Source organism: Bacillus sp. BP-3 (assembly GCF_028401955.1).
In the GTDB taxonomy this organism is placed as follows: Bacteria; Bacillota; Bacilli; order Bacillales; family Bacillaceae_G; genus Bacillus_A.
Genome location: NZ_JAQOTJ010000001.1, coordinates 1 through 23,628 on the forward strand (window position 1 = coordinate 1; position 23,628 = coordinate 23,628).

Below are 23,628 nucleotides of genomic sequence, written 5' to 3' on the forward strand. Positions count from 1 at the left end.
GAGGGACGACCATTGTTTTCACAGTAATAGGGGCGTAACTTCTCCTCAATAAAATCAAAATTAATAGTAGCTTCAATTGCACGAAGAAAATGATCTTGTGGAACTAACTCTTCTACAGAAACTGATACGCGTTCATCACGATGATTTTTTAATGCACCCATCATAAGAAATCTCTCCTTTTCCTCTTTTTTATCAGTGTTGACAGATAAAAAGAGGTTCAGACACAAAAACAGGCTGCGGAGAATACTTTCTCCACAGCCTGAAAGGCGGCACATGCCGCCTTTATTCTTTATCCCGCTATTCGTGGGCAGGATAAGAGCAGGGAAGAAAACTGCCCGTAAAAGCCCGATTGGTTAGTTTCACTTTATAAAAACGTTCTTTGTACTTTTTCCCAGAACGAGTTATTTTTTAGTTTTACTGTTTTGATTTGTTTATCGCTTAAACGAACAACTGCTTTTTCGACTTGCTTAATGCTAAGTGCTTCGTTATCCATACCCATGACAGGATAATCTTTGTCATTATGAGTTAATTTTAATGTTAACGTACGATTGTTGCTTAAAATAAATGGAGAACCAAGGGTACGGTACGTATTGTTATTTAACGAAGCAAGCTCACTTACTTGGAAACATGGAATTAATGGATCCACGACAGCTCCGCTTAGTGATTTATTATATGCAGTGCTTCCTGTTGGGGTAGAAACGACTAAGCCATCCCCTCTGAATGTTTCAAAATATAAATCATCGATGTACACATCTAATACAAATGTTTTAATTACGCTAGAGCGCAGTGTAAATTCATTTAGGCAATAAAAGGACGTGTCATGATCGACAGTTACTTGAATTGTTGGATATTTTCTTACTTCAATTTTATTTTTTGTGATTTCTTGAAGGGCGCTATCGACATGGTCGATGTGGAAGTCACAGTAAAAGGAAATATCATCTGTTGTCGAAATCCCTGCGTATAAACAATCCTCACGAAATCCTGTTTTTCTAACAGCTTGCAAAAATGTCCCGTCGTCGCCAACACTAACGATGGCATTTGCGTTCTTTGGATGGTCTAGTATTGTAAATCCGTTTTCCTTTAAAATGTCGTATACTGGTTTCATTTTTTCGATAAGCGTTGCTTTATTATCACCGTAAAAGAAAAATAAATTGCGACGATCTTCCATTTTGTATCCCTCCATGCAGTAAATAATATGTTCAAATAGTATATTTCAATAAAAATATGAGAAATCCTTCTTTTTTTAGAAAAATCTATATTTTCAATTTCGTTTATATTTTTCATATCGTGTCGATAATGGATACGGAATGAAAGGGTGGTACGATGAAGTGGCTTGTGATTGGAATTGGAATGCTTATTTTGCTTCTCTTACTTATTTTATTATCGAAATTATCGCTGAAAATTAGTTTGTTATATACAGAAACAGAAAAGCAATGTTTGTTTGAAGTGAAAATCTGGATGATTCATTATACGTTTGATGTACTAGAACGGATTGAAAAGCAGCAAAGAAAAACAGGTCAAAAAATTGAAAAAGCAGGAGAAGAAGGCGGGACTGAGGATAAATTTGTGGCATGGCTTGACAGTGTAGGGGAGATTATAAAAAGGCTGCAAGAAATCCATACTATGATTAAAGATTTTCTTCAAAAAGTGAAAATCAACAATTGGAAATGGTATTCGCAAATTGGAACAGGTGATGCAGCGAGTACAGGAGTTATTACAGGCTATGTATGGTCGGTAAAAGGGATCATTGTTGGCGTTGCCGGACAATATGCAGAAATTATAGGTACGCCGCAGCTTGAAATTACTCCGATTTTTCAAGGGAAAACTGTAGCAACACATTGTGAATTAACGGCCTCATTTCGCATATATCGTGCAGTTAGGGCGGTAATTCGGTTATTTATATTTCTGAAGAAGCAAGGCGTTATTACGACAGATCATACGGTGCAGCAATAAAGTGAAACTTTAATCAGTAGGGGGTTTCTTCATCCTCCACTGATTACCAGCTCTCAACAATCGGGCGCATGCTAGCAGTTTATCTCCCGCATAACTTCTTCAGAAAAGCGGAAGCGGCACGCTCAGAATTGTAGGACGTTGGAGCTTCTGACGTAGAGGTGTTTTTTACCTCACAGAAAGAAGCGAAGCCACCGAACATTCTAGTCACTGGAACTGGACATTGCTTTCGCCGGATTTTGAGGTGGGAGTATTACTGCCCGTTAAAGCGGGATAAATATAGGGGGGATTATATGGAACATCCAATTCAAGGGTTAATGACAACAGCGATGCAACAGTTAAATCATATGATTGATGTGAATACAATCATTGGTGACCCAATTCAGTCACCTGATGGAAGTATTATCTTAACGGTTTCTAAAGTAAGTTTTGGCTTTGCGGCAGGTGGTAGTGAATTTGGGAAATTAGAAAATAATAATCATCATCCATTTGGCGGTGGTAGCGGTGGCGGTGTTTCCATTAACCCGGTTGCTTTTCTTATAGTAAGTAGTGAAGGTGTGAAAGTACTTCATTTAGATAAACAGACACATATACTTGATAAAATAATGGAATTAGCACCGCAAGCAGTTGATAAGGTAAAAGAAATGATGAATAAGCAAAAAGATGAACAGCCGGAGTATGAAATATAAGAAAAAAGAAGCTAATCGAGCGATTAGCTTCTTTTTTCTAAAAACAGAGCGATTCAGTTGCATTCTGTTTACTGAACATCTATCATTTACACTGTACATATTTTGTTTTTTAGAAAAGGGAGGATTTTCAAATGGCAAACGTAACGTTTAAAGGAAACCCAATCACTTTAGTTGGCACAGAAGTGAAAGTAGGCGATCAAGCTCCAAACTTCCAAGTGTTAGCAAATGATTTATCTCCGGTAACTTTAGAGACATATAAAGGCGCAGTGAAATTGATTAGTGTTGTACCATCTATTGATACAGGTGTATGTGATGCACAAACTCGTCGTTTCAACGAAGATGCAGCTGGTATTGAAAATGCAAAAGTATTAACAATTAGCGTTGATTTACCATTCGCTCAAAAGCGCTGGTGTGCAGCTAACGGTTTAGAAAACGTTGTAACGGTTTCTGATCACCGCGACCTTTCTTTTGGCGAAGCATACGGTGTTGTGATGAAAGAACTTCGTTTACTTGCACGTGCAGTATTCGTAGTAGATAGCAACGATAAAGTGGTTTACGTAGAATACGTAAGCGAAGGTACAAGCCATCCAAATTACGAAGCAGCATTAGAGGCAGCAAAGGCTGCAAAGTAATATAGGCAACAAAGAGCGATCTCTTCTCAAGGGGTCGCTTTTTCTTTTGGGAAAAATTTAAAATATGGTATGATATAAGTTATGTGTATTTTAGTTTAAAGGAGGAATTTTCGTGAGTTCAACAGTAGAAACATTATTTTCTATTTTTGATTCTTCTGCCGTAATTTTACGTAAAGAATTAGATATAACGTATTTAGAAGCACTTGTAGAAACGGGTGACAATTTATTTGAAGGAACAATTTTACAAGAAGGCTTAGAACAACCAACAATTGAACGATTAGAGCGTGAGTATAGCAAGTTTAATGAAGAAAACTATAAAGGCGAAGAAATTCGCAAAGCGTTCCAACTTGCCATCTTAAAAGGGATGAAAGATGGCGTACAAGCAAATCATGAAATGACGCCTGATGCAGTTGGGATGTTTATGAGTTATTTATTCCATAAATTTATGAAGGATCAAAAGGAAATAACTGTACTAGATCCTGCAGTTGGAACGGGAAATTTATTAACGACAATTTTCAATGGTTGCTTAGAAGGGACAACGATGAGTGGCTTTGGAGTAGATGTGGATGACTTGCTTGTTAAACTTGCATTAGTCAATGCAAATTTACAAAAACAAGCGGTCGAGTTCTTTAATCAAGATGGACTAGCTTCTCTTTATATTGATCCAGTTGATGCGGTTGTATGTGATTTACCAATCGGCTATTATCCAAATGAAATCGGTGCAAGTGAATATACGTTAAAAGCAGATGAAGGTATGTCTTATGCACATCATCTTTTTATTGAACAAAGTGTCAAACATACAAAAGAAGGCGGCTATTTATTTTTCTTAGTGCCAAACTTCATTTTTGAAAGTGACCAAGCACCAAAGCTTCATGCATTTATTAAAGAAACATGTTTTGTGCAAGGATTACTACAGTTACCTGTTTCCATGTTTAAGAATGAAAAAAATGCAAAAAGTATATTTGTTCTCCAAAAGAAAGGGCAAAACGTAAACATGCCAAAACAAGCGTTATTAGTAGAATTACCGAAATTCTCTAATATGCAAGCGATGGAGAACATCATGCAGCAAATTAACGGCTGGTTTGTTGAGAAAAACTAAAAGGGTTCATATATAACAGATATACACTTATATATAGTACAGTTTTATATTGTTTACAAAATTCAGTAATATTTATAGGTGACAAAATTGAAAACTTTAAATCTGTAATATAAAAAAAAACGTTGTGTTACAATTTTTTCTCTTGAAATATGTGTCGTACGATGTTTAAATTAAAATCGTGAGTATTAAATTTTTATCAGTGGAACGGTTCTGTTATCTGAGAAAAATTGAAGACATAAAATTGAGCGGTTTGTGGAGAGATTCCACACAGCTAGAGAAAAAGGGGCGAAAGACTAGATGTCAAAAATCATCGCGATTAATGCAGGAAGCTCTTCCTTAAAGTTCCAATTATTTGAAATGCCAAGTGAAACAGTATTAACAAAAGGTTTAGTAGAACGTATCGGTTTAGACGATGCTATCTTCACAATTACTGTGAACGGTGAAAAACAAACTGAAGTAACAAATATCGCAGACCATGGCGTTGCGGTTAATATGCTTTTAAACAAATTAACTGAAACAGGTATTATTAAATCTCTTGATGAGATTAGCGGTATTGGTCACCGTGTTGTACACGGCGGTGAAAAATTCCCAGATTCTGCTCTAATTACTGATGAAGTATTAGCAGAAATCGATGCTTTAAGTGAGTTAGCACCACTTCATAACCCAGCACACGTTGTTGGTATTAAAGCATTCCAAGCAGTTCTTCCGAACGTACCTTCAGTAGCAGTGTTTGATACAGCGTTCCATCAAACAATGCCAGAAGAATCTTTCTTATATAGCTTACCTTATGAATACTATGAAAAATACGGCATCCGTAAATACGGCTTCCACGGTACTTCTCATAAGTATGTAACAGAGCGTGCAGCTGAATTATTAGGCCGTCCACTTGAAAGTTTACGTTTACTTTCTTGTCACTTAGGTAACGGTGCAAGTATCGCAGCTGTTGAAGGCGGAAAATCAATTGATACGTCTATGGGCTTCACACCACTTGCTGGTGTAACAATGGGTACACGTTCTGGTAACCTTGATCCTGCGTTAATTCCATATATTATGAAGAAAACAGGACAATCTGTAGATGAAGTTCTTAACGTATTAAACAAGAAAAGTGGTATGTTAGGTCTTTCTGGATTCTCAAGTGACTTACGTGATATTGAGCAAGCTGAAGAAGAAGGAAATCACCGTGCAGAAGTAGCACTAGAGATCTTTGTTGACCGCATCCATAAATACATCGGTTCTTATGCAGCTCGCATGAAAGGTGTAGACGCAATCATCTTTACAGCTGGTATTGGTGAGAACAGTGCACTAATTCGTGAGCGCGTATTAGAAGGACTTGAGTTTATGGGCGTATACTTCGATCCAAAACGCAACAACTTCCGTGGTGAAGAAGCATTCATCAGCTTCCCTCACTCTCCAGTAAAAGTAATCGTAATTCCAACAGACGAAGAAGTTATGATTGCTCGTGACGTAGTACGTCTTGGTAATATTGGTTAATATATGATGAAAAGACGGGATGATTCCCGTCTTTTTCTGTTATCTTTTTGAAAGTAGTTCGGTTAATCTGTTTGGGTATAATGTTTTTTCCTTTTGCAAAAACATTTCAATTGGGATCCATACAGCATAAGAGATGTTATCTCCATCTGCAATTGTGATCTTATTCCTTTTATAAAGTTCTTTGTTTGAAAAGCAGATAGAATACAATTGGACTATTTCATGGCCAATTGTATTGCCTATTTGAAAGATGTTTTCTAAACAGCCTAAGTATGTACCGATTTCTACAGTGACGCCAAGTTCTTCTTTAAATTCTCGCATAACGGTTTGCGCCGCGTATTCCCCAAGTTCAATCGTTCCTCCAAGTGGTCGGTAATAACGTCCCTCACCACTTTCATGTTTTTCGTTATATTATTCAACGAGGATGCAATCATTGTGTTCAATAATACCTAACGCTTTCGCACGTGGATACATAACATCCCTCTCCTTTTTTATTAGGACTTATTTGAAAATAACATATTTTTCAGAAAAAAACAGGGCGTACGGCCTCTCACGGCAAATATATTACAAGGTAGAAAAATAATCCAAGGGGATGTTTGTATGCTGTCAAAGGGCGAGGAACGAATTTTACATGATCTAAAAGGCTGGGAGCAACAACTAGTGCAATACGAATCAACGGATTTTCAGCAAATGTTTGATAAATGGTTAAATCGTACATTTTCGAAATTGCCAGAGAAGAAACGAAATGAAATTTTTTCGAAGGCAGATGGATGGCTCTTTCATTTACATGCGTTCATACAAAGCGCGCAGTCGCAGCTCGATGCGCGAGGGCGGATTTTGGGGGCGGCGCGTGTGTTTGATGATTCTATTGAACATATTGAAGAAATGAGAGAACTATCTATTCATCAACTAACATACATAGCAGAACAACAAACAGCTCGTTATCGTTTATATTCTTTCGTGCAAGGAGGAGTAACAGGAATTGGCGGTTTTTTATTATTAAGTGCAGACTTCCCTGTATTGATTGGTTTAAATGTGAAAGCTGTGCAGCTTATTGCCACATCATTTGGTCATGATGTGAATAAACCGTATGAAATGATGTTAGCGTTAAAGGTGTTTCATGCGGCTATATTGCCAGCCCATTTGCAGCAGTATGCTTGGTATAACTTACTGCAAGAGTTAGAACAAGAAGAGCCAGCGCCATTCTTTTATGAGGGAGAAGAGGAAGTAGTAAATCCGGCATCAGTACAAGTACTGTTAAAACAAATTTTGAAAACGTTCATTATTTATTCGCTACGCCGCAAGTTGTTTCAAGGTGTACCGGTACTTGGGATTGCGGTTGGATCTACGGCGAACTATCGGTTAACGCGGAGTGTGACAGAGTTTGCGAATCGATTTTATCAAATGCGTTATTTACGCCAAAAGTAAAAAGCGAAAGGCAGCTGCCTTTCGCTTCTAATTTGTTGCATGTTGTTTTGATAATGGAATTGCCACTGTTTTCTTTTCCTCTGCTGGATAATAGATTAAATCTAGCGCCTTCGCCTGTACAGCAAGGGAAAGAATTGTAAAGGCAATCTGAGTCCATGTTAAATAGTATAGTGAAAGTGCAATGACAATTACGTCAAAAACGAAGAAAATTTGCCCAACTGTAAAGTGAGTCTTTTTACTTAATACAATCGTTAAAATATCATCTCCGCCTGTTGCACCGCCGAATCGTAAAATAAAACCAAGTCCAACTCCAGCTAAAGCCCCGCCTATTACTGCAGCTACAAATAAATGATTAGATAAATCAACCGTGAATGGAGAATAATTTTCCATTAAAGAATAAAACGCTCCGAATGAAAGCGAACCGATAAATGAATAACCAACCATTTTTTTACCTAAAAATGTAGCACATAGTAAAATGACTGGAATATCCATTAAAACAGTTGAAATGGATGGTGAAATATCAAAAAAGTTTTGTAAAAACAGTGCGATTCCGACAAAGCCACCTTCAGTTAAGTGGTTTTGAAAATGAATGTGATATAGTGCGGTAGCTAAAATAAATGAACCAAGTAAAACCATAAAAATTTCTTTAATAATTCGTCGACTTTGGATGTTCTCCATCGTTATTCCTTCTCTCCGTAGTTAGTAGTTTTCTAGTTTGTATAAACTAACTACGCCTATATAGCAGCAGTTAGTTTACAGATGTCTAACTACGCTATATATCACTGAAGAAATAACGAATAATCCTCTCGTCCATCAATTCTCCCTACTTTCGTTTTAGTTTAGGCCTAAAATAGACTAAACAAAACTCAGAGTAGGATTTTTGTTTAGCAATCCTATTCTCTTCTAGGTTTTGTTTAGTGAGTGTCATACAACCTAAACAAAACGCTACGTGTAAGAAGAATCTTTTTGTTGCCAAATTATCCTTCGGGTAATCATAATTTCCCCACTTTCGTATTTTTTTCGCTAGACAAAATATCTAAGCAAAAAAATACGCTACGTGTAAGATTCGTCTTTTCGATGCCACATGCTCCTTCGAGCGATCATGATATCTAAATCCTTTCTGTAAAAGATTTTATACTATTATATCATACTTTTTGAAAATGTATGATGCTGGAAACTGAAAGTGGGCAAAGAAAAACCTACATACTTCGTAAATATGAGAGGGTAAGGTGAAGTTCAGTTAAAGTTTGAGGGGAGATGGTGTAATAAACTAATATTTGCTGTCGAAAGTTTTTTATTATGAAAGTAAAATTTTGTGCGGTGTAAATGATCTAAATCCATTTTAATTTTTCGACATCTTTGTCTAGCTCCAGCGGCTAGAATAGTTGGTGGCTTCGCATCTTCCGTTGAGGCCAAAAGCACCTCTATATCACAAGCTTTATCCCCTCTTGTTTTGAGCGAGTCGCTTTCGCTTTTCTGAAGAAGTTAGGGCCTGTAAAGGGGTGATAATCAGTGGGGATGAAGAAAACACCCATTGATTAAAGATTCGCTTTATGGCTGCTTTTCAACCTGTATTCATACAGAAATTTACTTTAATTAATTACATAATATTCATTTTAAAGTGAATATTCCCTATAATTCGAGTCATATAGGGGATGACTGGAGAGGTTCATATGAAAATAATAGATATGCAAACAAGCGTAGAGGAAAAAAGGGGAGAACTAACTGAACTTGTAAAAATGTATGGATTAAATCATGAGAAGGTAGTTGTATGCAGCAAAGAGTTAGATGAATTAGTCTATCGTTTGATGGGAAGTGTTACTTACCAAGAAAGTATGCATTCTATTTCTGTAAGGAAAAATATGAATGACAATATAAATTCTCCTTAGTTAAAAACGTTTGTGAATATTCATAATGAAAAATTCCCATCAGTAGAGCTCTACTGATGGGAATTTTTTTTATTTGGTGGTTTTGTAAATACGTCTAAAGAGGCGACGTGACAAGAGTATATGAATCTGCCAGTGTAAGTGAATGAAACAGTTTGGATACATTCGTCTCCTTTTACTAGCAGACCTCGCATTCCAAAGTATATTAAATCTCCTATGAAAGAAATCGTAGGTGACGAATGAAGTGTGTAAACTCCAAATAAGAATTACTGATGCGCTTTTCCTTCAGAAACATTTTGAGTAAGGCGGTACCAAAGCCAAAGGTCGTTAATGATGGAGGCAAGATCAGCAATTTCTGTATTCAATTTACAGGAAAGCTCGAAGTTTTCTTCGTTATTTAATTTATGCTGTTTCGTATTAATGATATGTTCAAGCTCCTGAATTCGATCGGGTATTTTCCCGCGAATTTGTTCCCACTTTAATAAAATGGCATGCTGCACAGCGGTAGGAATCTCTTCCCATTTTTCTTGTAAATCAGGTATTTCAATTCCTAGATGTTCATTATATATGAAATATTGTTTCATGCCTCTCCCCTCCATTTTCTGTTTTTATTGTATCGAAAAAGAGAACGAACTTCGATGGAATTGTTTAAAAAAATATTTGCAAATATCCCTTGCGCCATTTTTGAAAAGATGATAAATTATGAATTAATATTAATGATTATGAATAAATATTCTTTTTAGGGGGATATAAAATGGAAAACAAGAAAGTTGTATTAGCTTATTCCGGAGGCCTTGATACTTCCGTTGCAATTAAATGGTTACAAGAAAAAGGATACGATATTATTGCACTTTGTTTAGATTTAGGAGAAGGAAAAGATTTAGAATTTGTGAAAGAAAAGGCACTATCCGTTGGAGCTATTAAATCGTATATGATTGACGTGCAAGAAGAATTTGCGAATGAATATGCATTAAAAGCACTGCAAGCTCACACGTTATACGAAGGGAAATATCCACTTGTATCTGCATTATCTCGTCCGTTAATTGCGAAGAAATTGGTAGAAATCGCAGAGGCGGAAGGGGCAAGTGCAGTTGCACATGGATGTACTGGAAAAGGAAACGACCAAGTACGTTTTGAAGTTTCTATTCAAGCGTTAAATCCGTATTTAAAAGTGATTGCACCGGTGCGTGAATGGAAATGGTCACGTGAAGAGGAAATTGCGTATGCAAAAGAAAACGATGTGCCAATTCCGATTAACTTAGACAGCCCGTTTTCAATTGATCAAAATTTATGGGGACGAAGCAATGAGTGTGGAATTTTAGAAGACCCATGGGCAGCGCCGCCAGAAGAAGCATATGAAATGACGTTAGCACTGGAGAATACACCAAACAAACCAGAATTTGTAGAAATTGGGTTTGAAGCAGGGGTGCCAACAACATTAAATGGTGTATCTTATTCCTTGTCAGAGTTAATTAAATCGTTAAATGCTCTTGCTGGTAAGCATGGGGTTGGTCGCATTGATCACGTAGAAAACCGTCTTGTCGGTATTAAGTCACGTGAAGTATATGAATGTCCAGCAGCGATGACGTTAATTACTGCACATAAGGAATTGGAAGATTTAACGCTTGTAAAAGAAGTAGCACATTTTAAACCAGTGATTGAACAAAAATTAACAGAGTTAATTTATAACGGCTTATGGTTCTCGCCTTTAAAAGATGCCCTTGCTGCCTTTTTACAAGAAACGCAAAAACATGTAACAGGTACAGTGCGTGTGAAATTGTTTAAAGGACATGCAATTGTAGAAGGACGTAAATCGAATTATTCTCTATATGATGAAAAATTAGCAACATATACAGTAGAAGATGAATTTAATCACGATGCCGCAATTGGATTTATTTCATTATTTGGTTTACCAACAAAAGTATATAGCCAAGTGAATCAAAAGAAGGTGGAGGCATGAGTAAACTTTGGGGCGGTCGCTTTACAGAGCAGGCTGAGCAGTGGGTTGAGGAGTTTGGAGCTTCCATATCCTTTGACCAGCAATTAGCAGTAGAAGATATAGAAGGAAGTATTGCGCATGTTACGATGCTCGCGAAATGCGGCATCGTAACAGCGGAAGAAGGAGAAAAAATTAAAAACGGACTTCAGTATTTACTGGAAAAAGCAAAGAAGCAGGAACTTACGTTCTCTGTTGAAGCAGAAGATATTCATTTGAACATTGAAAAAATGTTAATTCAGCATATTGGAGAAGTTGGTGGTAAGCTGCATACAGGAAGAAGTCGTAATGATCAAGTAGCAACCGACATGCATTTGTATTTGCGAAATGAAGTACAGTATATTATCGAGGCAGTGAAGCAAGTGCAGACTGTACTTACAGTGCAGGCAGAAGAACATATTGAAACAATTATGCCAGGATATACACATTTACAGCGCGCACAGCCAATTTCTTTTGCGCATCATCTTCTTGCATATTTTTGGATGTTAGAACGTGATGTGAATCGTTTTAAAGATTCGTTAAAACGTATTAACATTTCTCCGCTCGGAGCCGGGGCACTTGCTGGGACGACATTCCCAATTGATCGTGAATATAGTGCACAGCTGCTCGGATTTGATGGGATATATGAGAATAGTTTAGACGCAGTAAGCGACCGTGATTTCATTCTTGAATTTTTAAGTAATGCTTCTATATTAATGATGCATTTATCGCGCTTTTGTGAAGAACTGATTTTATGGAGCAGTCAGGAATTTCAGTTTATTGAAATCAGTGATAGTTATGCAACGGGCAGCAGCATTATGCCACAAAAGAAAAATCCGGATATGGCAGAGCTCATTCGCGGGAAAACAGGGAGAGTATACGGCAACTTGTTTAGTTTATTAACCGTTATGAAAGGATTGCCGCTTGCTTATAATAAAGATTTACAAGAGGATAAAGAAGGTATGTTTGATACGGTTAATACAGTAAAAGGGTGTTTACATGTAATGGCCGGTATGCTTGAGACGATGACGGTGAAAAAAGATCATATGGCGAAAGCTGTTACGCAAGACTTTTCAAATGCAACCGAGATCGCAGATTATTTAGCGAGTAAAGGATTACCGTTTCGTCAGGCACATGAAATTGTAGGAAAGCTTGTCCTTCTTTGCATTAACAAAGGTGTATATTTACTTGATCTACCGTTAGCAATTTATCAAGAGATGAGTCCATTATTTGAGGAAGATTTATACGAAGTCCTTTCGCCGTACGCTGCAGTAAAAAGAAGAAACAGTGCAGGTGGTACAGGATTCGAACAAATTGGGCAAGCGCTTCAAAAAGCAAAAGAACGAGTAGAAACCCTCGTGAATATGTAACATTTCACGGGGGTTTTCATAATTGTTACCTATATTTAATTAATGTACTTTCTAATGCTTTCGTTCTTTGCAGAGATGTTGTTTGCCATTTACGAGTTGTGGCAGTTCCAAACATAATATTTTTAGAATCTAGACTATGTGTTCGATATGAGTTTGTATCTGGATTTTTTCCTTGTAGTTTTCGATGAGAGTAGAATAAAATGTGTCCGAGTTCATGCGCAAGTGTATTTTCTAATGAAGATTTTGTAAGAATAATATGATTAAAACGGCTTTTTGTCATAAGAGAAGAGAACGATCGTCCCGTTGTATTGTTTGAGAGGTGTCTTGCATTTGTATAAAAGATTGAAATACTATTTGGATTTGGAAAGAGATATTTTCTTTCGCTAAATAATTGTTTTATATTTTTACTTTGCTTTTTCCGAAATGAAGTATCATTCGTTCGAACAGAAAAATCTTTCAGCGTTGTGATGCTAGTAATAACAAATTCTATCTTCCATATTTTTGTTGCTAATTCAACTTGCTTCTTAATTTCTTTTTCTGATACATTACAGCCGGAAAGAGTAAAGATGCATAAGTTTATAAACGGAGTAGTGCGCTTGCTTTTGACTGTGGTTTCGCTGTTGGTTTTCTTTTCATTATTCAAGAAAAATCACACCTTTATGCTTGGACATATTTATAGTGTATGCATAAAGGAAAAGGTTGCTTGTATCATATAAGCAACCTAGCGTTTATATTTTTTATTCGTATTTGTGCTTTCCTTCTGTAAGACGAATATATTCGATGTCCATTAAGTCGCGAAATAGTGCGCCATGACTTAATTCTACACCGTGTTTTTCTTTAAAGTGGGCACAAATTGTTTCTACCATGTCGATTTCTTGCCCATTTAAATCAAGTATAATACGTTCAGAACTTTCCATGTTAGCTCCTCCATTCTTTTTTTCTTATCATAACCGCAGAAAATAATTTTATTTAGAAGGAATGAAAAAAACACCAAGCCATTATATAGAGGCTTGGTGTGAGTTTATTAAAGTTATTAAATATCACCTTGTTCTTCTTCGCCGCGAACAACAAGGACATCGCATTTCGCATAGCGAATAATATGTTCAGAGACGCTGCCGATTAAGAAACGTTCTACTGCATTTAAACCAGTTGCACCGCAAATAATTAAATCAACTTGGTTTTTTGGTGCAATATCTTTTGAGATTTTTGATTTTGGATTACCGAATTCTAATACAGTTTCTACTTTTGTAACTCCTGCTTCAAGGGCAACCTTTTTGTAGTCTTCTAACAAATCTTCAGCAAATATATTTGCGCGCTCTGCGATTGCACGGCTATATGCTTCTACTGCAGAGTAAGCTTTAACGTCAACGATATGAACGATTGTTAATGTAGCATCGTTACGTTTTGCAACTTGAATTGCTTTTTTAAATGCTTTTTCAGCTTCCTTAGAACCATCAACTGCGATTAAAATATTTGTATATGTAGTATTCATGAACAATTCCTCCCCGATTTATAAGCGTTATAACTCTTACATTTTTATTATAAAGTAAATTATGGAAAATTGTTTGACAGAAACGTTACAGAATTTTGAAAACTCTGTTTCGAACATTTTAGTTGTAATTGTATAAAGAAGTTGTTACATATGAAGTATAGCAAGAAAAAAGGAGGCTTATGTTTGTGAGACATGCGCTCATTACAGCCGGTACAAAAGGTTTAGGGAAGAAAGTCACAGAGAATTTATTACATAAAGGATACTCGGTAACAGTAACATATCGCAGTGATGTACAAGCGATGGAAACGTTAAAGCAGCAATATAAAAATCTTGCACATCGTATGCAATTTGTACAAGCGGATGTAACGAAACAAGAAGATTTACATACAGTAGTAACAAAAGCGATGGATCGTTTTGGCCGTATTGACTTTCTTATTAATAATGCAGGTCCTTACGTATTCGAGCGTAAAAAGTTAGTTGAATATAAAGATAATGAATGGAATGAAATGATTCATGGTAATTTAACGGCTGTATTTCACTTACTAAAGCTTGTTGTTCCGATTATGCGTCAGCAAAAATTTGGTCGAATTGTGAATTATGGATTTCAAGGGGCAGATAGTGCGCCAGGGTGGTTATATCGCTCTGCTTTTGCGGCTGCAAAAGTCGGACTAGTTTCGCTTACGAAAACAATTGCTTATGAAGAAGCTGAATATGGGATTACATCAAATATGATATGTCCCGGTGATATTATTGGTGATATGAAAGAAGCAACAATTGCGACGGCGCGTACATTATCTGATCAGCGTACACCGATTGGGCGTTCTGGTACAGGAGAAGATATCGCTCGTACAATTTCTTTTTTATGTGAGGAAGATTCAGATATGATTACGGGAACCGTTATAGAAGTAACAGGAGCAGTTGATGTCATTCATCGATATCGTCAAAATTAGACAAATTCTATCGGACAACTTGTATTGTTTTTGTCAAAAAATGAAAACTTATGATAAAATATAAGAGAATAGAAAGCGCTTTACAAAACTATTATAATCATTTAGGGGTAATTTTTATAATTTCAAGGGGGAATTTCCAATGCGTATCGGTGTACCAACAGAAATTAAAAACAATGAAAATCGTGTAGCGATGACACCAGCGGGTGTTGTTCATTTAGTTCACAACGGTCATGAAGTTTTTGTTCAAAAAGGTGCTGGTTTAGGGTCTGGATTTACAGATGAAGCGTATGTTGAAGCAGGCGCAACAATTGTAGAAACAGCACAAGAAGCGTGGAATCAAGAGATGGTTATGAAAGTGAAAGAGCCAATCCCAAGTGAATACGGCTATTTTCGTGAAGGCTTAATTTTATTCACATACTTACACTTAGCTCCAGAACCAGAATTAACAAAAGCATTAATTGACAACAAAGTAGTTGGTATCGCTTATGAAACAGTTCAATTAGATAACCGCTCTTTACCATTACTTGCACCTATGAGTGAAGTAGCAGGTCGTATGGCTGCGCAAATTGGTGCACAGTTCCTTGAAAAAAATAAAGGCGGTAAAGGTATTTTACTTGCTGGTGTTCCAGGAGTAAAACGCGGCAAAGTAACAATTATCGGCGGTGGTCAAGCTGGTACGAACGCAGCGAAAATTGCCGTTGGTCTAGGTGCGGATGTAACAATTATCGACTTAAGTCCAGATCGTCTTCGTCAATTAGATGATATCTTCGGCAACCAAGTAGCAACATTAATGTCTAACCCATATAACATTGCAGAAGCTGTAAAAGAATCTGACCTTGTTATCGGTGCAGTATTAATTCCAGGTGCAAAAGCACCAAAACTTGTAACAGAAGAAATGATCCAATCGATGGAACCAGGTTCTGTTGTAGTTGACATCGCAATTGACCAAGGTGGTATTTTTGAAACAACTGATCGTATTACAACACATGACAATCCAACTTATGAAAAACATGGCGTTGTTCATTACGCAGTTGCAAACATGCCTGGTGCAGTTCCACGTACATCAACACTTGCGTTAACAAACGTAACAGTACCATACGCAGTACAAATCGCAAACAAAGGCTACAAAAAAGCTTGCTTAGATAACAATGCCTTATTAAAAGGTATTAATACATTAGATGGTTACGTAACATTTGAAGCGGTTGCAGAAGCACATGGCTTACAATATGCCGATGCAAAAGAGCTTCTTGAAAAAGCACCTGCTTTATCATAAGAAAGACTGTAAAGCGACTATCCGTTGGATAGTCGCTTTTATTATGATTTCATACGTGCTTGTGCCGTTTCGCGTTGCCGATTTACAGGGATAGATTCACCAGCTTTTGCTAATCCAAAACGCGGCATGTTTACATATACACTTTCATATTGGCCTTTCTCAATCACATATGTTTCATGAAAAATACCAACTGATTCGTTTTTGGAAGATTTTAGGTTGGTATTTTTCCGTGTTTCTACATGGAAGGAAGCGTGGCATGCATAGTGTTCAAGAGCTTCAAAGGATTTCCAATATTGAATTTGTAAAGTGGTGCGGCCGTTGAAAAAAGATTCTGTACCGAGGAAACCTAGTTCTTTATTTTCATATAACTCTTTTAGCATTCCGCCCATTGCCCGGGCTACTGGTAACCATTTTGAAACAGCAGATGGTCTATTAATACGCATACCACTTACAAATACTACAAAGGAATCATCCATCTGTGCAGTATAACGTTCAGGTATTACAGCTTTCATTATTTATCGCTCTTTCATTATGGATTTAATATACGTAAATGAATGTCGTACATGTCCATTACATGTTGGGTTTGAAAGACATGAGATATTAAATAAGCACCGTAAAAAATAGAGTGTAATAGTTTTACAATTTGTGAAGTGTCCATCTGAAGTGTGATTTCTCCTGCGGCTTTGTCTTCTTCTACGCAGTTTGCAAATACTTCATTCATATGTATACTCCTTTTTGGTCAATCGATTGATTTAATTTTGGGAATTTTCACTCACTAAACTAGAAAATTTGATATGATGAGATTAGAAAAAATTGTAATATACCACTTGGATAATGGGGCGATAAATATGAAGAATGAACTAACAAAAGAAACAAAGTTAGAAAAAACTAACTTATTAGAGATCACGAAACATATTACAGAAAATCATAAAAATTTCGTTGTTTCAAATGTAAATAACCATTGTTTACGCATTGCTGTTTTTACAGGAGAATATGAATGGCATTTTCATTCGAATTCAGATGAGTTATTTATGGTAGTAGAAGGAGAGCTATTGGTTGATTTTCAAAATCAAGAAACGATTGCTTTGAAGCCAAATGATACGTTGCTAATTCCAGCGGGAACGATTCACCGTACTAGAGCATTAAAACGTACTGTCAATCTTTGTTTTGAAGATTTAGAGGCTGATACAGTTATCGTGGAATAGGTCTCAATTTCCGGATAATTGCTATGCAATGAATTGATAGAAAAATATAAATACTAATTCAGAGGAAATTTCAAGGGAATTGTTAATTGAGGAAGAAATTTACGTGGTATAATGTGGGTTTAGTGCTACTAATTTCAATAAACTACGTTTGATTAAGGATGACATATACAATGAGAGAAAAGAGAATGGGCGGGGCGTTTTTAAAATTTGCATTTACTATTGCGTGTACAGCTATGTTAAGTGCGTGTGGAAATGATGGGATAGATGGGACTTGGGAACTGTCTCAAGAGAAACAAAGTCAATGTCCGGTATACTATAAATTTGAAACGGTCACAAAAAAGGAAGAGAAAAAAGACGTTATTTATCATTTGGTAGAAATGCATACAAATGATCAGAAAGAAGGCAAATATAAAGGAACGTACAAACAAGAGAATAAAGGAGATTCATATATCCTTGATTATGGAAATTCTTTTATCTCGAAACAGCAATTGAAAAGAGACGGAGACCATTTAGAAGTGATTTTTAGCGATGTAAATAAACGATGCACATATAAGAAAAGTGCATGAGAATAAAAGAAAAGGTAGTTTGGCGTTAGTGAAATTGAGAGCACATCAAATATTGATGTGCTTATTATTTTTGAACATTTTTTATAAAGTTTGTATACATTTTACATATTCAAACGTTAAGTACATAGAAAGGAGCGAGTGATGAATTATGATACATACGAATTACTGTTATTAGAAAAATCAAAAGCAGTATATCATTACTTACGAAAGCTTGGCGTGGAAACAAAAGAAGCTGAAGATATTGTGCAAGATACATTATATAAGGCACTGCTATTTATGGAAGATATTCCGTTAGATCGATTGACTCCATGGCTGTTTCGCGTTGCTATTAATCACCACCGTGATATATATCGGAAAACAAATCGTTTAAATCCAATTGCGCTTGAATCAGCTGTACTCATTGGTCAAAAATCACTAGAAGACGTCATGCTAACGAAAGAACTACAAGGGGAAGTACAAGAAATTTTAGAAACGATAAGCCAAGATTACAAACATATTTTATTACTAAAGTATGAATACGAGCTCTCTTATAAAGAAATTGCTAATTTATTAGGAATGAAAGAAGCTACGGTCAAAACAAATTTATATAGGGCACGAAATCAATTTAAAGAATTGTATAGGAGGAAAGTAGATGAGTCGTAAAGATTTTGATTTAAATATGGATGATAAACAGATGAAAGCTCTGATGAAAAAAGCAAAGCGGAAGCACTTGTTACGAAATTGGATTATATCTATTTGTGCTACGATTATTGTTCTTGTTGGGACTTTTAGTATTATAGTTTATTTTACACAAGAAAACTTCAAAAAAATGGACCGAGAAGTGTATGCATTACATGGTATGCAGGGTCCTAATATGAGATTTTATGGGCATACGAAATTAAGTATGGGAGTAACAGGTGGAACCATGATGTATAGTTCGTACAAAAATATAGCTGGTCAACCGGTTAAATGGATTGATGAAATATATGAGTATTCTATATGGGGAGTTAGTCGGGTGAATCATAATGGTAATACACATTTAGAGGAAGAGGTCTCGAATAAGAAAGATGATTTTGAAACAATGCCAGACTATAACATACAAACAATGCAAAGAGAAATGCGTTTTTATTTACCGTTTATGAAATACGTAAACTATGTAAATGATTTAGAGAATATAGGAGAAATGAAAAATAAAGTGGCTGAAGTTGCTTTGTCCTTCGATAAAGCGTACACAGCGGAGCAAGTTGTCCAAATGTTACCGAAAGATATACGGCCAGCTTGGTTTTGGGTAGATACATACGATGAAAAAAAGGGAGATTCTTACGTAGGATTAGTTGATCCTGAAAGCGGTGGGGTTTTAAATGCTGAGATGTCCTTCGATGTATTTGGATTTGAGGGTAGTCATGCGAAGAAGATGGAAGATCTTCAGAATGATATAAAGAGAAATAGTGAAGGGTTTCTTAGCTCAATGAGACTTTTAACAGATGATAAAAGTGTAATTGGATTTAGAGACCATTATCGTAAGTATTATCAAGAAGTCAAAAACATTCCTCCAAAAGACCTACCGATTTACGGTATAGTTGTGACAGGGACAACGGAATCACTCAAACAACTGCAAGGAGCACCTTATGTGAAAGCTGCTGTTCGAGGAGTGATGGTTGATAAGCAATAGATGAGAGGGAGTTATGATGAAAGGAATATACGTAACTATTTATATGATCTTATTCTTAATTGGAGTATCTTACTGTGTAGAGCAGTATTATGATGGAGCTATGAGTGAATTTGTGAGTGGATTTTGTATGTCAGTAGCTGTTTTTATGAACGTCATATCAATCATTCTCGTACGATTTCAATTAAAAATAAGGGAAAGAAAAGAAGGTACTTTTTAAAGCACCTTCTTTTTGTATTATATTTATTTCACAAACTGTAATTCTTTCGGGAACTTCGTTAAAATTTCTACGCCATCTTTTGTAATATACACATCATCTTCAATACGAACGCCGCCTACGTTTGGTACGTAAATACCTGGCTCAATTGTGAAGACCATGCCTTCACGAAGAGGTGAGTTGTTACCTTCTTTTACGTCTGGGAATTCATGAACGCTAATGCCAAGTCCATGACCAAGGCGGTGCGGGAAGAAGTCGCCGTAGCCAGCATCTGCGATTACAGAACGAGCTGCACGGTCGATTTCACTAAATGTTGCGCCTGGTTTACATGATTCAACAGCGTTTAATTGACCTTTTAATACAGTTTCATAAATGCGTTTTTGTTCGTCTGAAATTTCGCCAAATGCAACTGTACGTGTAATATCAGAGCAGTAACCGTCGATAATAACACCTAAGTCAAATAGGACGAAATCACCACGTTGTATTTTGTTTGCGCCAGGAACGCCGTGCGGAAGTGCAGAGTTTGCACCTGTTAGTACCATCGTGTCAAAGGACATTTTATGTATGCCTTTTTTCTTTAATTCATGCTCAATTGTTGCAAGTACTTCAAGTTCACTACGATTTTCTTGAATGGCATTTACCCCGATTTCAACTGCATAATCAGCCATCGCAGCAGCTTCGCGTAAAATCGCAAGCTCTTTTTCGTCTTTAATTAAACGAAGTTCGCGTACTTTTTCTTCAGCTGATCTAAAAGTTGCTTTTGGGAATAATTGTGATAAGTACTCGTAGCGTTCTACATTTAAATGTTCTTTTTCAATTGCTACTGCACTTGCATCGATGCCGCGTGCTTCAATTGCTTTTGCAATCATATCCCATGGGTTGTCTGTATCTGTATATCCAATAATTTCATGAGTCCAGCCAGCGCCTCTCGCGTGCCCTTCTTCCATTTTAGGACAAATTAGCATCGGTTCTTTTTCTTGGAATACAAATAGACCAAGTAGTCTTTCGTGCGGTTCACAGTGGAAGTTCGTCATATAGAAGACGCTCGGTGTAGAAGTTAAGAATGCAGCCTCTGTATTTTGTTCTTGCAGCCATTGCATTAATTTTCCTAATCTAGTATTCATAGATTCGCACCTCCGAAATTTTCATTACATGTATAACTTTACATCGAGTGAAAGTATTCTGACAAGCAAATAGATGTTTGAAAAGACAGGGAATTATGAAATCATGTAGAATAAGAGGTGGAATGAAAACAAAGGAGGAATGGGCAGATGAAAGTATCTTATCACGGTCATTCTGTTGTAAAGATTGAAACGAATGGAAAGGTTATTTTAATTGATCCATTTATTACAGGCAATCCGAAAACAGATTTAAAAGTAGAAGATGTAACAGTAGATGCGATTATCCTTTCTCATGGTCATGGCGATCATGTTGGAGATACAGTTGAACTAGCGAAGAAACATAATGCAGTTGTCATTGCGCCGTTTGAACTTGCGACATTTTTAGGTTGGAAAGGTGTTCAGACATATCCAATGCATATCGGTGGTTCTCATACATTTGATTTTGGAACAGTGAAGTTTACACAGGCATTTCACGGCTCTAGTTATGTGGATGAAGAGAATCAAACAATTACATATACAGGAATGCCAGCTGGAATTGTATTTACGGCAGAAGGGAAAACAATTTATCATGCTGGAGATACAGCGTTGTTTTCTGATATGAAATTAATTGGTTCTCGTCATGAGATTGATGTGGCGTTTTTACCAATTGGCGATAACTTTACAATGGGACCAGAAGATGCCGCGCTCGCAGCGGAATGGGTCGGAGCGAAAGTTGTTGTGCCAATGCACTATAATACGTTCCCAGTTATTGAACAAGATCCGCATCAATTTGTAGAGAAACTAACCAGCAGCGTAGGAAAAGTATTAGCAGCTGGGGAGGGTATTGAATTGTAAAAAAAGAAACCTTCATTTTGCGCGGCAAAGTGAAGGTTTTTATATATGAGAAGGGTATAATGTAAATGGTGTATTTGTTATATCATTTTTAGATTGCGGTTTGTCTGTTTCTATTTCTGCTGATCCGTTTAATTCTATCGCCACTCTCTTTCCGTCCACAAATGCTAACAATACCGCACCAATTAAAAGTAAAGTTTTTTTCATATCATATCGCTCCTTTTCTCTTAGTTCTTGATTTCATTGTACGATAAGGAAATGAAACAAACCATCGAATGAAGTGACAAGGAAATTACATTATTGTAAGAAACTTGTATAGATTTGTTATAAAAAAAATAGTACAGATATAGAAACATGCAGTGTAACAGTTTTGAAAATATAGTATACTAAAAATACAACACATGAAGAATCTAGGGAAAAGAAAGTATGGTGAAAATTTTTGGCTACGAAACACAACCAAATTCTGGAGTATATCAACAGTTTGCCAATTGGGCATAAAATTTCTGTGCGCCAAATCGCAAAAGAGCTCGGCGTGAGTGAAGGAACAGCGTATCGTGCGATTAAAGATGCAGAAAATAAAGGCTATGTAAGTACAATTGAACGGGTCGGGACAATTCGTATTGAACAAAAAAAGAAAGAAAATATTGAAAAGCTAACATTTGCAGAAGTTGTTAACATTGTTGATGGGCAAGTGCTTGGAGGAAGAGAGGGTTTACATAAAACGCTAAATAAATTTGTAATTGGGGCAATGAAATTAGAGGCGATGATGCGCTATACAGAAGCCGGAAATTTACTTATTATCGGAAACCGTACACAAGCACATCAATTAGCACTTGAAGAGGGCGCAGCTGTGCTCATTACAGGCGGATTCGATACAGAAGAGCATGTAAAGAGATTAGCAGATGAGTTAAAGTTACCAATTATTTCAAGCAGTTATGATACATTTACAGTAGCCACGCTTATTAACCGTGCTATTTATGATCAGCTTATTAAAAAAGAAATTGTTCTTGTTGAAGATATTTTAACACCAATTGAAGAGACGATATGTTTACAGCCAAATGATACAGTAGAAAAATGGCATAAGTATAATGAAGAAACGATGCATGGACGTTATCCGATTGTAGATGAAGCAAATAAAGTGCTAGGTATTGTAACGTCTAAAGATATGATTGGTGTAGCAAAAGACACACCAATTGAAAAAGTAATGACAAAACAGCCGATTACTGTAAACGGAAAAATGTCTGTTGCAGCAGCGGCGCGTATGATGGTGTGGGAAGGGATTGAGCTTCTTCCTGTTGTTGACGATAGCAATACATTGCAAGGGATAATTAGTCGTCAAGATGTGCTCCAAGCACTCCAAATGATTCAGCGTCAGCCACAAGTTGGAGACACGATTGATGATATTGTCACGAGTCAATTTATGAATCAGAAAGAAACAAAGCAAGATCACGCATACCATTTTTCTGTCACGCCGCAAATGACAAATTCAATTGGGACTTTGTCGTACGGTGTATTTACAACAATTGTGACAGAATCGACTAATCGTGTACTACGCGCGCTGAAAAAAGGTGATGTAATTGTTGAAAATTTAACCATTTACTTTGTAAAACCGGTTCAAATTGACAACGTTGTATCCGTCCATCCGAAAGTATTAGAAATTGGACGTAAGTTTGGTAAGGTTGAAGTAGAAGTACATCTCGAAAATAGTGTTGTTGGAAAAGCGTTACTTATGGTGCAATTGATTGATCGTTAAAAAGGGAAAGCTGTCTGAAGGGGCAGCTTTTCTTGTATAAATAAATATCTGAATT

The 23,628-nt window shown here is 36.5% G+C and carries 28 protein-coding genes and 2 pseudogenes; 18 read left to right on the top strand and 12 right to left on the bottom strand.

All coding sequences use genetic code 11. The features are described from left to right. Together PLX19_RS00005 and PLX19_RS00010 are read right to left on the bottom strand one after the other, a co-directional pair. Positions 1-164 (bottom strand): annotated as a pseudogene (locus PLX19_RS00005) (IS5/IS1182 family transposase); the annotation flags it as partial. Positions 165-364: 200 nt separating this feature from the next. Then, entirely contained in the window at positions 365-1,168 is an 804-nt protein-coding gene (locus PLX19_RS00010; RefSeq protein ID WP_272186481.1) for an NAD kinase, read from the bottom strand. A gap of 155 nt (positions 1,169-1,323) precedes the next feature. Between PLX19_RS00010 and PLX19_RS00015 the strand changes: the two genes are divergently transcribed. The 5 genes from PLX19_RS00015 (at position 1,324) to PLX19_RS00035 (ending at position 5,861) form a co-directional block, all read left to right on the top strand. Continuing rightward, positions 1,324-1,953 carry a DUF2953 domain-containing protein gene (locus PLX19_RS00015; RefSeq protein WP_272186482.1) on the top strand — a complete coding sequence of 210 codons (630 nt, stop codon included), beginning with the start codon at positions 1,324-1,326 and terminating at the stop codon, positions 1,951-1,953. A 290-nt stretch (positions 1,954-2,243) separates the two neighbouring features. Then, complete coding sequence (ytfJ, locus tag PLX19_RS00020) at positions 2,244-2,639, top strand: GerW family sporulation protein (protein ID WP_272186483.1); 396 nt, start codon at positions 2,244-2,246, stop codon at positions 2,637-2,639. A 131-nt stretch (positions 2,640-2,770) separates the two neighbouring features. Beyond that, on the top strand, positions 2,771-3,271 hold the full coding sequence (gene tpx / locus PLX19_RS00025; RefSeq protein ID WP_272186484.1) for a thiol peroxidase: 501 nt from the start codon (positions 2,771-2,773) through the stop codon (positions 3,269-3,271). A gap of 112 nt (positions 3,272-3,383) precedes the next feature. Further along, complete coding sequence (locus tag PLX19_RS00030; RefSeq protein ID WP_272186485.1) at positions 3,384-4,370, top strand: class I SAM-dependent methyltransferase; 987 nt, start codon at positions 3,384-3,386, stop codon at positions 4,368-4,370. Between the two features lie 297 nt (positions 4,371-4,667). Next, the gene (locus tag PLX19_RS00035; protein WP_272186486.1) at positions 4,668-5,861 is read left to right on the top strand and encodes an acetate kinase; all 1,194 of its coding nucleotides are present in this window, start codon (positions 4,668-4,670) and stop codon (positions 5,859-5,861) included. A 39-nt stretch (positions 5,862-5,900) separates the two neighbouring features. Here the strand turns inward: PLX19_RS00035 and PLX19_RS00040 are convergent. After that, positions 5,901-6,332: pseudogene (locus PLX19_RS00040) on the bottom strand (NUDIX hydrolase). A gap of 126 nt (positions 6,333-6,458) precedes the next feature. Here PLX19_RS00040 and PLX19_RS00045 point away from each other — a divergent pair. Then, a complete protein-coding gene (locus PLX19_RS00045; RefSeq protein ID WP_272186487.1) occupies positions 6,459-7,286 on the top strand; it encodes an EcsC family protein in 828 nt (275 codons plus the stop codon). A gap of 27 nt (positions 7,287-7,313) precedes the next feature. Here the strand turns inward: PLX19_RS00045 and PLX19_RS00050 are convergent, their stop codons facing one another. After that, entirely contained in the window at positions 7,314-7,964 is a 651-nt protein-coding gene (locus PLX19_RS00050; protein WP_272186488.1) for a YitT family protein, read from the bottom strand. Positions 7,965-8,959: 995 nt separating this feature from the next. On the opposite strand from PLX19_RS00050, the gene PLX19_RS00055 reads away from it, so the two are divergent. Continuing rightward, positions 8,960-9,175, top strand: coding sequence for an aspartyl-phosphate phosphatase Spo0E family protein (locus PLX19_RS00055; RefSeq protein WP_272186489.1), 216 nt, complete (start codon positions 8,960-8,962; stop codon positions 9,173-9,175). A gap of 263 nt (positions 9,176-9,438) precedes the next feature. On the opposite strand, the gene PLX19_RS00060 is transcribed toward PLX19_RS00055, so the two are convergent. After that, positions 9,439-9,756, bottom strand: coding sequence for a radical SAM protein (locus tag PLX19_RS00060; RefSeq protein ID WP_272186490.1), 318 nt, complete (start codon positions 9,754-9,756; stop codon positions 9,439-9,441). Positions 9,757-9,926: 170 nt separating this feature from the next. On the opposite strand from PLX19_RS00060, the gene PLX19_RS00065 reads away from it, so the two are divergent. Both PLX19_RS00065 and argH read left to right on the top strand, forming a co-directional pair. Further along, positions 9,927-11,132 carry an argininosuccinate synthase gene (locus PLX19_RS00065; RefSeq protein WP_272186491.1) on the top strand — a complete coding sequence of 402 codons (1,206 nt, stop codon included), beginning with the start codon at positions 9,927-9,929 and terminating at the stop codon, positions 11,130-11,132. Next, positions 11,129-12,517 carry an argininosuccinate lyase gene (argH, locus tag PLX19_RS00070; protein ID WP_272186492.1) on the top strand — a complete coding sequence of 463 codons (1,389 nt, stop codon included), beginning with the start codon at positions 11,129-11,131 and terminating at the stop codon, positions 12,515-12,517. Before PLX19_RS00065 ends, argH begins: the two co-directional genes overlap by 4 nt. 25 nt (positions 12,518-12,542) lie before the next feature. Here the strand turns inward: argH and PLX19_RS00075 are convergent, their stop codons facing one another. The 3 genes from PLX19_RS00075 to PLX19_RS00085 form a co-directional block, all read right to left on the bottom strand. After that, entirely contained in the window at positions 12,543-13,160 is a 618-nt protein-coding gene (locus PLX19_RS00075; protein WP_272186493.1) for a hypothetical protein, read from the bottom strand. 94 nt (positions 13,161-13,254) lie between these two features. Further along, positions 13,255-13,434 carry a ProA domain protein gene (locus PLX19_RS00080; RefSeq protein WP_272186494.1) on the bottom strand — a complete coding sequence of 60 codons (180 nt, stop codon included), beginning with the start codon at positions 13,432-13,434 and terminating at the stop codon, positions 13,255-13,257. Between the two features lie 116 nt (positions 13,435-13,550). Next, on the bottom strand, positions 13,551-14,009 hold the full coding sequence (locus PLX19_RS00085; protein ID WP_272186495.1) for a universal stress protein: 459 nt from the start codon (positions 14,007-14,009) through the stop codon (positions 13,551-13,553). Positions 14,010-14,194: 185 nt separating this feature from the next. Between PLX19_RS00085 and PLX19_RS00090 the strand changes: the two genes are divergently transcribed. Both PLX19_RS00090 and ald read left to right on the top strand, forming a co-directional pair. Beyond that, positions 14,195-14,959: an SDR family oxidoreductase gene (locus tag PLX19_RS00090; RefSeq protein ID WP_442869008.1), complete on the top strand. Its 765-nt coding sequence runs from the start codon at positions 14,195-14,197 to the stop codon at positions 14,957-14,959. 139 nt (positions 14,960-15,098) lie between these two features. Then, positions 15,099-16,232, top strand: coding sequence for an alanine dehydrogenase (gene ald, locus PLX19_RS00095; protein ID WP_272186496.1), 1,134 nt, complete (start codon positions 15,099-15,101; stop codon positions 16,230-16,232). A 41-nt stretch (positions 16,233-16,273) separates the two neighbouring features. Here the strand turns inward: ald and PLX19_RS00100 are convergent, their stop codons facing one another. Next, positions 16,274-16,744, bottom strand: coding sequence for a DUF4188 domain-containing protein (locus tag PLX19_RS00100; protein WP_272186497.1), 471 nt, complete (start codon positions 16,742-16,744; stop codon positions 16,274-16,276). Positions 16,745-16,761: 17 nt separating this feature from the next. Beyond that, the gene (locus PLX19_RS00105) at positions 16,762-16,953 is read right to left on the bottom strand and encodes a hypothetical protein (RefSeq protein WP_272186498.1); all 192 of its coding nucleotides are present in this window, start codon (positions 16,951-16,953) and stop codon (positions 16,762-16,764) included. A gap of 127 nt (positions 16,954-17,080) precedes the next feature. Here PLX19_RS00105 and PLX19_RS00110 point away from each other — a divergent pair, with 127 nt between their 5' ends. The 5 genes from PLX19_RS00110 (at position 17,081) to PLX19_RS00130 (ending at position 19,871) form a co-directional block, all read left to right on the top strand. Then, a complete protein-coding gene (locus PLX19_RS00110) occupies positions 17,081-17,437 on the top strand; it encodes a cupin domain-containing protein (protein WP_272186499.1) in 357 nt (118 codons plus the stop codon). Positions 17,438-17,607: 170 nt separating this feature from the next. After that, complete coding sequence (locus PLX19_RS00115; protein ID WP_272186500.1) at positions 17,608-18,003, top strand: hypothetical protein; 396 nt, start codon at positions 17,608-17,610, stop codon at positions 18,001-18,003. Between the two features lie 141 nt (positions 18,004-18,144). Next, entirely contained in the window at positions 18,145-18,645 is a 501-nt protein-coding gene (locus PLX19_RS00120) for an RNA polymerase sigma factor (RefSeq protein WP_272186501.1), read from the top strand. Next, positions 18,635-19,654, top strand: a complete 1,020-nt coding sequence (locus PLX19_RS00125; protein ID WP_251225951.1) for an anti sigma factor C-terminal domain-containing protein — start codon at positions 18,635-18,637, stop codon at positions 19,652-19,654. The genes PLX19_RS00120 and PLX19_RS00125 overlap by 11 nt, the downstream gene beginning before the upstream one ends. 16 nt (positions 19,655-19,670) lie before the next feature. Next, the gene (locus tag PLX19_RS00130) at positions 19,671-19,871 is read left to right on the top strand and encodes a hypothetical protein (protein WP_272186502.1); all 201 of its coding nucleotides are present in this window, start codon (positions 19,671-19,673) and stop codon (positions 19,869-19,871) included. Between the two features lie 23 nt (positions 19,872-19,894). On the opposite strand, the gene pepQ is transcribed toward PLX19_RS00130, so the two are convergent. Further along, complete coding sequence (gene pepQ / locus PLX19_RS00135) at positions 19,895-20,992, bottom strand: Xaa-Pro dipeptidase (RefSeq protein ID WP_272186503.1); 1,098 nt, start codon at positions 20,990-20,992, stop codon at positions 19,895-19,897. 147 nt (positions 20,993-21,139) lie between these two features. Between pepQ and PLX19_RS00140 the strand changes: the two genes are divergently transcribed. Then, positions 21,140-21,823 carry a metal-dependent hydrolase gene (locus PLX19_RS00140; protein ID WP_272186504.1) on the top strand — a complete coding sequence of 228 codons (684 nt, stop codon included), beginning with the start codon at positions 21,140-21,142 and terminating at the stop codon, positions 21,821-21,823. A 39-nt stretch (positions 21,824-21,862) separates the two neighbouring features. On the opposite strand, the gene PLX19_RS00145 is transcribed toward PLX19_RS00140, so the two are convergent. Then, positions 21,863-22,027, bottom strand: coding sequence for a hypothetical protein (locus PLX19_RS00145; protein ID WP_272186505.1), 165 nt, complete (start codon positions 22,025-22,027; stop codon positions 21,863-21,865). Between the two features lie 232 nt (positions 22,028-22,259). On the opposite strand from PLX19_RS00145, the gene PLX19_RS00150 reads away from it, so the two are divergent. Beyond that, entirely contained in the window at positions 22,260-23,573 is a 1,314-nt protein-coding gene (locus PLX19_RS00150; protein ID WP_272186506.1) for a DRTGG domain-containing protein, read from the top strand. The last annotated feature ends 55 nt before the right edge of the window (positions 23,574-23,628 follow it).

Bases quoted from the DNA above. Each gene is read 5' to 3' on its own strand.
- PLX19_RS00050 (WP_272186488.1), bottom strand. From the start codon at position 7,964: ATGGAGAACATCCAAAGTCGACGAATTATTAAAGAAATTTTTATGGTT.
- ytfJ (WP_272186483.1), top strand. From the start codon at position 2,244: ATGGAACATCCAATTCAAGGGTTAATGACAACAGCGATGCAACAGTTA.
- PLX19_RS00100 (WP_272186497.1), bottom strand. From the start codon at position 16,744: ATGAAAGCTGTAATACCTGAACGTTATACTGCACAGATGGATGATTCC.
- PLX19_RS00045 (WP_272186487.1), top strand. From the start codon at position 6,459: ATGCTGTCAAAGGGCGAGGAACGAATTTTACATGATCTAAAAGGCTGG.
- PLX19_RS00035 (WP_272186486.1), top strand. From the start codon at position 4,668: ATGTCAAAAATCATCGCGATTAATGCAGGAAGCTCTTCCTTAAAGTTC.
- PLX19_RS00140 (WP_272186504.1), top strand. From the start codon at position 21,140: ATGAAAGTATCTTATCACGGTCATTCTGTTGTAAAGATTGAAACGAAT.
- PLX19_RS00130 (WP_272186502.1), top strand. From the start codon at position 19,671: ATGAAAGGAATATACGTAACTATTTATATGATCTTATTCTTAATTGGA.
- PLX19_RS00010 (WP_272186481.1), bottom strand. From the start codon at position 1,168: ATGGAAGATCGTCGCAATTTATTTTTCTTTTACGGTGATAATAAAGCA.
- PLX19_RS00105 (WP_272186498.1), bottom strand. From the start codon at position 16,953: ATGAATGAAGTATTTGCAAACTGCGTAGAAGAAGACAAAGCCGCAGGA.
- PLX19_RS00080 (WP_272186494.1), bottom strand. From the start codon at position 13,434: ATGGAAAGTTCTGAACGTATTATACTTGATTTAAATGGGCAAGAAATC.
- PLX19_RS00065 (WP_272186491.1), top strand. From the start codon at position 9,927: ATGGAAAACAAGAAAGTTGTATTAGCTTATTCCGGAGGCCTTGATACT.
- PLX19_RS00055 (WP_272186489.1), top strand. From the start codon at position 8,960: ATGAAAATAATAGATATGCAAACAAGCGTAGAGGAAAAAAGGGGAGAA.
- PLX19_RS00060 (WP_272186490.1), bottom strand. From the start codon at position 9,756: ATGAAACAATATTTCATATATAATGAACATCTAGGAATTGAAATACCT.
- PLX19_RS00125 (WP_251225951.1), top strand. From the start codon at position 18,635: ATGAGTCGTAAAGATTTTGATTTAAATATGGATGATAAACAGATGAAA.
- ald (WP_272186496.1), top strand. From the start codon at position 15,099: ATGCGTATCGGTGTACCAACAGAAATTAAAAACAATGAAAATCGTGTA.
- PLX19_RS00115 (WP_272186500.1), top strand. From the start codon at position 17,608: ATGAGAGAAAAGAGAATGGGCGGGGCGTTTTTAAAATTTGCATTTACT.
- PLX19_RS00145 (WP_272186505.1), bottom strand. From the start codon at position 22,027: ATGAAAAAAACTTTACTTTTAATTGGTGCGGTATTGTTAGCATTTGTG.
- argH (WP_272186492.1), top strand. From the start codon at position 11,129: ATGAGTAAACTTTGGGGCGGTCGCTTTACAGAGCAGGCTGAGCAGTGG.
- pepQ (WP_272186503.1), bottom strand. From the start codon at position 20,992: ATGAATACTAGATTAGGAAAATTAATGCAATGGCTGCAAGAACAAAAT.
- PLX19_RS00085 (WP_272186495.1), bottom strand. From the start codon at position 14,009: ATGAATACTACATATACAAATATTTTAATCGCAGTTGATGGTTCTAAG.
- tpx (WP_272186484.1), top strand. From the start codon at position 2,771: ATGGCAAACGTAACGTTTAAAGGAAACCCAATCACTTTAGTTGGCACA.
- PLX19_RS00015 (WP_272186482.1), top strand. From the start codon at position 1,324: ATGAAGTGGCTTGTGATTGGAATTGGAATGCTTATTTTGCTTCTCTTA.
- PLX19_RS00110 (WP_272186499.1), top strand. From the start codon at position 17,081: ATGAAGAATGAACTAACAAAAGAAACAAAGTTAGAAAAAACTAACTTA.
- PLX19_RS00120 (WP_272186501.1), top strand. From the start codon at position 18,145: ATGAATTATGATACATACGAATTACTGTTATTAGAAAAATCAAAAGCA.